Origin of the sequence: Streptomyces sp. NPDC056503, from assembly GCF_042794995.1 — a bacterium.
Taxonomy (GTDB): Bacteria; Actinomycetota; Actinomycetes; order Streptomycetales; family Streptomycetaceae; genus Streptomyces.
Genome location: NZ_JBHTST010000241.1, coordinates 1 through 4904, shown reverse-complemented (window position 1 = coordinate 4904; position 4904 = coordinate 1). Strand labels below are relative to the sequence as shown.

General features: G+C 74.6%; 6 protein-coding genes. 4 read left to right on the top strand and 2 right to left on the bottom strand.

Translation table 11 applies throughout. From position 1 onward, the window contains the following. Nucleotides 1–216: 216 nt before the first annotated feature. Both ACFQ8C_RS36475 and ACFQ8C_RS36470 read right to left on the bottom strand, forming a co-directional pair. Nucleotides 217–1617, bottom strand: coding sequence for a DUF3152 domain-containing protein (locus ACFQ8C_RS36475; protein WP_383466187.1), 1401 nt, complete (start codon nucleotides 1615–1617; stop codon nucleotides 217–219). 67 nt (nucleotides 1618–1684) lie between these two features. Beyond that, on the bottom strand, nucleotides 1685–2665 hold the full coding sequence (locus tag ACFQ8C_RS36470; protein ID WP_383466185.1) for an alpha/beta fold hydrolase: 981 nt from the start codon (nucleotides 2663–2665) through the stop codon (nucleotides 1685–1687). Between the two features lie 198 nt (nucleotides 2666–2863). Here ACFQ8C_RS36470 and ACFQ8C_RS36465 point away from each other — a divergent pair, with 198 nt between their 5' ends. From ACFQ8C_RS36465 to ACFQ8C_RS36450, 4 genes are all read left to right on the top strand, one after another. Continuing rightward, on the top strand, nucleotides 2864–3088 hold the full coding sequence (locus tag ACFQ8C_RS36465; protein WP_383466183.1) for a hypothetical protein: 225 nt from the start codon (nucleotides 2864–2866) through the stop codon (nucleotides 3086–3088). A 147-nt stretch (nucleotides 3089–3235) separates the two neighbouring features. Continuing rightward, on the top strand, nucleotides 3236–3895 hold the full coding sequence (locus ACFQ8C_RS36460) for a TetR/AcrR family transcriptional regulator (RefSeq protein ID WP_383466181.1): 660 nt from the start codon (nucleotides 3236–3238) through the stop codon (nucleotides 3893–3895). A 136-nt stretch (nucleotides 3896–4031) separates the two neighbouring features. Continuing rightward, complete coding sequence (locus ACFQ8C_RS36455) at nucleotides 4032–4259, top strand: DUF3107 domain-containing protein (RefSeq protein WP_383466179.1); 228 nt, start codon at nucleotides 4032–4034, stop codon at nucleotides 4257–4259. A 315-nt stretch (nucleotides 4260–4574) separates the two neighbouring features. Then, complete coding sequence (locus ACFQ8C_RS36450; RefSeq protein ID WP_383466177.1) at nucleotides 4575–4850, top strand: hypothetical protein; 276 nt, start codon at nucleotides 4575–4577, stop codon at nucleotides 4848–4850. The last annotated feature ends 54 nt before the right edge of the window (nucleotides 4851–4904 follow it).

The window sequence follows — 4904 nt, the reverse complement described above, 5'->3', positions numbered from 1 at the left end:
GGACGGTTGTCCGTCGCACCACCGGAAGGGGTGAATGCACGTAACTTTCCCGGTCCGGTCGCGTTCCATCGGAGTACGCCACGGGACGGGAAAAGGGAATTCCGCGGGCGCGCGCGGGGAAAGCCGGAAAGGCGATACGCCGACGGCCGGCGACAGCCGCCGGCGAGTGCCGGGGACGGCGCGTGCGACCCGCGCCGGAAACGGCGACCGGCGGGATCAACTACCCGGATAAACCCAGGGGTTGGGCTTGCAGTGGATGTCGTCGATGTCCAGGGACTTCGTCTGCTGCTGCATCACCGGCGCCAGCGCGCCCGGCGTCCGGCACGACACGTGGTTGTGCCCGAGCCGGTGTCCGACCTCGTGGTTGATCAGCATCTGCCGGTACGCGTACATCGCCTTCGGGCCGAAGGTCTCCGAACCCTGCGCCCAGCGGAAGGCGTTGATCATCACGCGCTCGGTGGAGGCGGAGTCGCAGGAGACGTTGTCGACGGTGGTGTCGAGTCCCGACTTGGCACACCAGGTGCCGGTGGTGCCGGGGCTCGCGAGGGTGATGACGAAGTCGGGCTCCCCGCTGGAGATCCGCTCGAAGGCCATGGCGCCCTGACCGGCCCAGCTGCGCTTGTCGTTGAGGGTCTGCTGGACGGCCCGCGCGAAGAGCTTGCCGTCGAGGTCGAGCCCCTTCTCGACGTCCACCCGGTAGCGGTACTTGCGCCCCTGGCCGGGAGCCTTGTCGAGGCCGGCCACGACCTCGAACTCGCCGGAGCCGGAGAGCTTCGGGTCGATCGGGAACTGATGGGTCATCAACTGCTCGTACGTGGGCGCCGGGGCGCGCGTCGCGGGGGCCGGGGCGGACGGGGCGGCGCGCTCGTCGGAGCGGGAGGCCGAGTCCTCCGAGGCCCGCTCGGCGGGCTTCTGCGCGGCGCGGACGGTCGGGGCGTCGTCCTCGCGGTCGGCGACCTGGCCGGCGACGACGATCGCGAGGCAGGTGGTGACGGCGGCGGCGGCGATGCCGGTGAGCGCCCACCCCTTGCCGCCCTTGCCCGGCGCCTCGTCCCCGGCGGCGGTGTCGGCCGCGGGGGCGTCGGGCCCGGCCGGCGGGGCCGCGGCGGACCGGCGGGGGCCGGGGATCAGCGGCGCGGCGCCGGTGGCGGGCCCGTACCGCTCGGGCCCGGGCCGGCCGGTCTCCTCGTGCGCGGGGTGCCCGCCGCGGACCGGAATGCCATGGGCGGGCGTGTGCGGGGCGCCGTGCGCGGGCGCGTCGTACGCGCCCCCGCCGTACGCCGGGGTGCCGTGGGCGGGAGTGCCGTACACGGGCGCCCGGCGCCCCGGCGCGGGAGTGCCGTGGGCGGGAGTGCCGTACCCCGGGGTGCCGTGCGCCGGAGTGCCGTACGCGGGCGCGCCCTGAGCGGGAGCGCCGTACGACGGGGGCTCGTACGCCGGAGCGCCGTACGCCGGAGTCCCCTGCGCGGGCGTGCCGCGGCCGTGGAAGGCGCCGGGGCCGCGGGGGGTGCCCCGGGCCGGGCCGTGCTCCTCGGGACCGTCGCCGGTCCTGCGGCGCCGGCCCGTGCCCGTCCCGGTGCCGGAGTCCACGACGGGCGTGGGCCCGGTGTCCCCCACGGGCGTGCGCCCGGCGTCGCCCGCCGTGGGCGCGGGCCCCTTGCGACTATGTCGTCCCACCCCGGGTTCAGCTCCCGTCGTGCCGCGCGTCGTGGTCCGCGATCAGTTCCCGCGCGGCCGCGGCGACCGTCCCGGGGTACTCCATCATCGCCACGTGACCGGCGTCGGGCAGACTCAGCAGCCGCGAGCCCCGGAAGGACGCGGCGGCCCTGCGGGCCATCCGGTACGAGACGAGCCGGTCACGGCCGCCGTAGACCAGGAGGGTGGGCGCGAGGACCCGCTCCGCCTGCCGCCACAGGCCGTGCTGGCCGCCGAGCGTATAGGCGTCGACGATCCCGCGCGAGGACCTGGCCATGGCGTCCCAGAAATAGGGGAGTTCCAGCCGGCGCTCCATCTCCTCGACGGCGTGCCGGAGGCCCTCCTCGGTGACCTGGCCCGGGTCCCCGTAACAGAGCGAGAGGACGCCGCGGACGCGCTGCTCGGCGGTCCAGTCCCGGGAGAGGCGGGCGAAGAGCCCGGCGACCCCGGGCACGGCCAGCAGCACCGTCGGCCAGGCGGTGCGCTGGGCGCGCAGCTCGGGCAGGGCCGGAGAGACGAGGGTCAGGGTGCGGACCAGATCGGGCCGGACGGCGGCGACGCGGGTGGCGACGGCGCCGCCCATCGAGTTGCCGAAGAGGTGGACCGGGCCGCGGCCGGAGGCGTCGAGCAGCCGGATGACGGCCCGGGCGTGTCCGGTGACCGAGTAGTTGCCGTCGTCGGGCGGCGGGGAGTCGCCGAAGCCGGGCAGGTCGACGGCCTCGCCGTCGACGAGGTCGGCGAGGAGCGGCATCAGGGCGGACCAGTTCTGCGAGGAACCGCCGAGGCCGTGCACGTAGAGGGCGGGCGGCAGGCCGGTGCGGCCGCCGGGCCGGGAGCGCACGGTGAGGGTGAGTCCGGGGAGCGCGACGGAGCGGAGCTCCTCGCCTTCGGCGACCCGGACGGTGCGCGGAAGCGGCGACGCCGGAGCGGTGTCGGCGGTCCGGGTTTCCGGCAGCTCGGTCGAGGACATGGCCGCAATATTACGAGACGATCACGCGGGCCCGTGTGTGGGTGCGGTCACAGGACCGCGTGGCGCCGCCCCGGGGCGCGGTCCGGCCCCCGGCGGACGCGGCTCGGGTGCGGGCGGGCGCCGGTGCTCCTACGCTCGAAGGGAGGGTCATCCGCGTGGGCGGCCGCCCGCGCGCGGGGAGGATCGGGAAGGAACCTCATGTCTGTCGATCCGTCCGAGCCGGACACGTTCCCCGAGGAACGCGAGGAGAGGGAGACCGTGCTCGACGAGGAAGTCCCGGAGGCCGACGCGGCCGAGCAGCACGCGGAACTGCGTCCCAGGGAGGACGAACCGCTCAGCGACATCGACCACGACGCGGCGGACGAGGGCGACGCCTCGGAGCAGGCGCGTGTCGTCACCCTCGACGAAGACGACTACCGCTGATTTGTTCGGTTTAATCTTGAATAGCCTGTCGACCGCGGCGTCCGGTCCGTGAAATTCTGCGTCCGCACCGCGCACACCCGGGTTACCCAAAAGTACGATGGCCGCGCGGCGCGACAGCGCACATGGATCGAATTCTTGGGAGGCCGCGTGAGCGCCATCGAGCAGACAGAGGCAGCACGCCCTCGCGGTACGCGGCTGCCGCGCCGTGCCCGGCGGAACCAGCTGCTCGGCGCGGCCCAGGAGGTCTTCGTCGCCCAGGGCTACCACTCGGCGGCCATGGACGACATCGCCGAGCGGGCCGGAGTCAGCAAGCCGGTGCTCTACCAGCACTTCCCCGGGAAGCTGGAGCTCTACCTGGCCCTGCTCGACCAGCACTGCGAGTCCCTGCTCCACTCCGTCCGTACGGCCCTCGCCTCCACCTCGGACAACAAGCTCCGCGTGGCGGCCACCATGGACGCCTACTTCGCCTACGTCGAGGACGAGGGCGGCGCCTTCCGGCTCGTCTTCGAGTCCGACCTCACCAACGAGCCGGCCGTGCGCGAGCGGGTCGACCGGGTGAGCCTCCAGTGCGCCGAGGCGATCTCCGAGGTCATCGCCGAGGACACCGGCCTGTCCAAGGACGAGTCGATGCTGCTCGCGGTGGGCCTCGGCGGCGTCTCGCAGGTCGTCGCCCGCTACTGGCTCTCCAGCGAGTCCCCGATCCCGCGCGACACCGCGGTCTCGCTGCTCACCTCGCTCGCCTGGCGCGGCATCGCGGGCTTCCCGCTGCACGCGGTGGACGGCCAGCTGAGCGCCGAGGGCCACTGACCGTCCGTTTGTTCCCGGCGGCTGTTCGCTCCTGGCGTGCGGCGGCTGCGCCGTACGCGTCCCCTCACCGGGCTAATGTGTGCAGCGTACGGCGCGGGTTCATCGCGCATGGCTGACCGTTCGGAGGGACATAGCCGTGGAGGTCAAGATCGGCGTGCAGCACGCACCCCGGGAGATCGTTCTGGAGAGCGGGCAGTCCGCCGAGGACGTGGAGCGCGCCGTCGCCGACGCGCTGTCCGGCAAGGCACCGCTGCTCAGCCTTGAGGACGACAAGGGCCGTCGGGTCCTCGTCCCGTCGGACAAGATCGCGTACGTCGAGCTCGGCGAGAGCGCGGTGCGCCGGGTGGGCTTCGGCGCGCTCTGAGCCCCGGCTCTCACCGAGGAGGCCCGGAGGGACACCCGTCCCTCCGGGCCTCCTCGCGTACGCCTCCGGCCCCGCTCCCCGTACGCCGTCCACCTCTCCGGCCCCCTCGCGCACGCTCCCGGGGCCGCTTCCGGTACGACCGTCCGGGTGGCGCCGCGGCAGCGCGCCGGGGGCGTCCGCGGCCGGGCTCCGGCCGTGACGGCCGCGGGTACGGGGCGCCCCGCCAGGGCGTGGGGAGGATTGCGTTCCGGCGGCCCGGGGTAGAGGGGGCTTGACCACACCACCCGCCCCGCACCCCTCGCGAGGTGACCCACCGTGTTCCTGGAAGCCCTCGGCTCCACCCTGCTCGGACTCGCCCTGGCCTGGGCCGCCGCGCACCGTCTGCCCGACCGCCTCCCCGCCCGGAGAACCGTCCTCCTCACCGGTGCGCTCGGCGCCGTCTTCGGGGCGCTCGTCACCCACGGGGCGCTCGGCCCCGGTCACTTCCTCGCCACCCTCGTCGGGGCCGTCGCCGTGGCGGCCGTGCTGCTCTCGCTGCTGGTGCGCCCGGCCGCCCGCCGGCTGCGCCGATCATCCCCGGCGGCGTACTGACACCGCCGCACCGGACACGGAACGGCCGCGCGGCCCGGGACCGAAGTCCCGGGC

What these genes read in the sequence shown, in the direction of transcription:
- ACFQ8C_RS36465 (WP_383466183.1), top strand. Translation starts at nt 2,864, where the DNA reads ATGTCTGTCGATCCGTCCGAGCCGGACACGTTCCCCGAGGAACGCGAG.
- ACFQ8C_RS36470 (WP_383466185.1), bottom strand. Translation starts at nt 2,665, where the DNA reads ATGTCCTCGACCGAGCTGCCGGAAACCCGGACCGCCGACACCGCTCCG.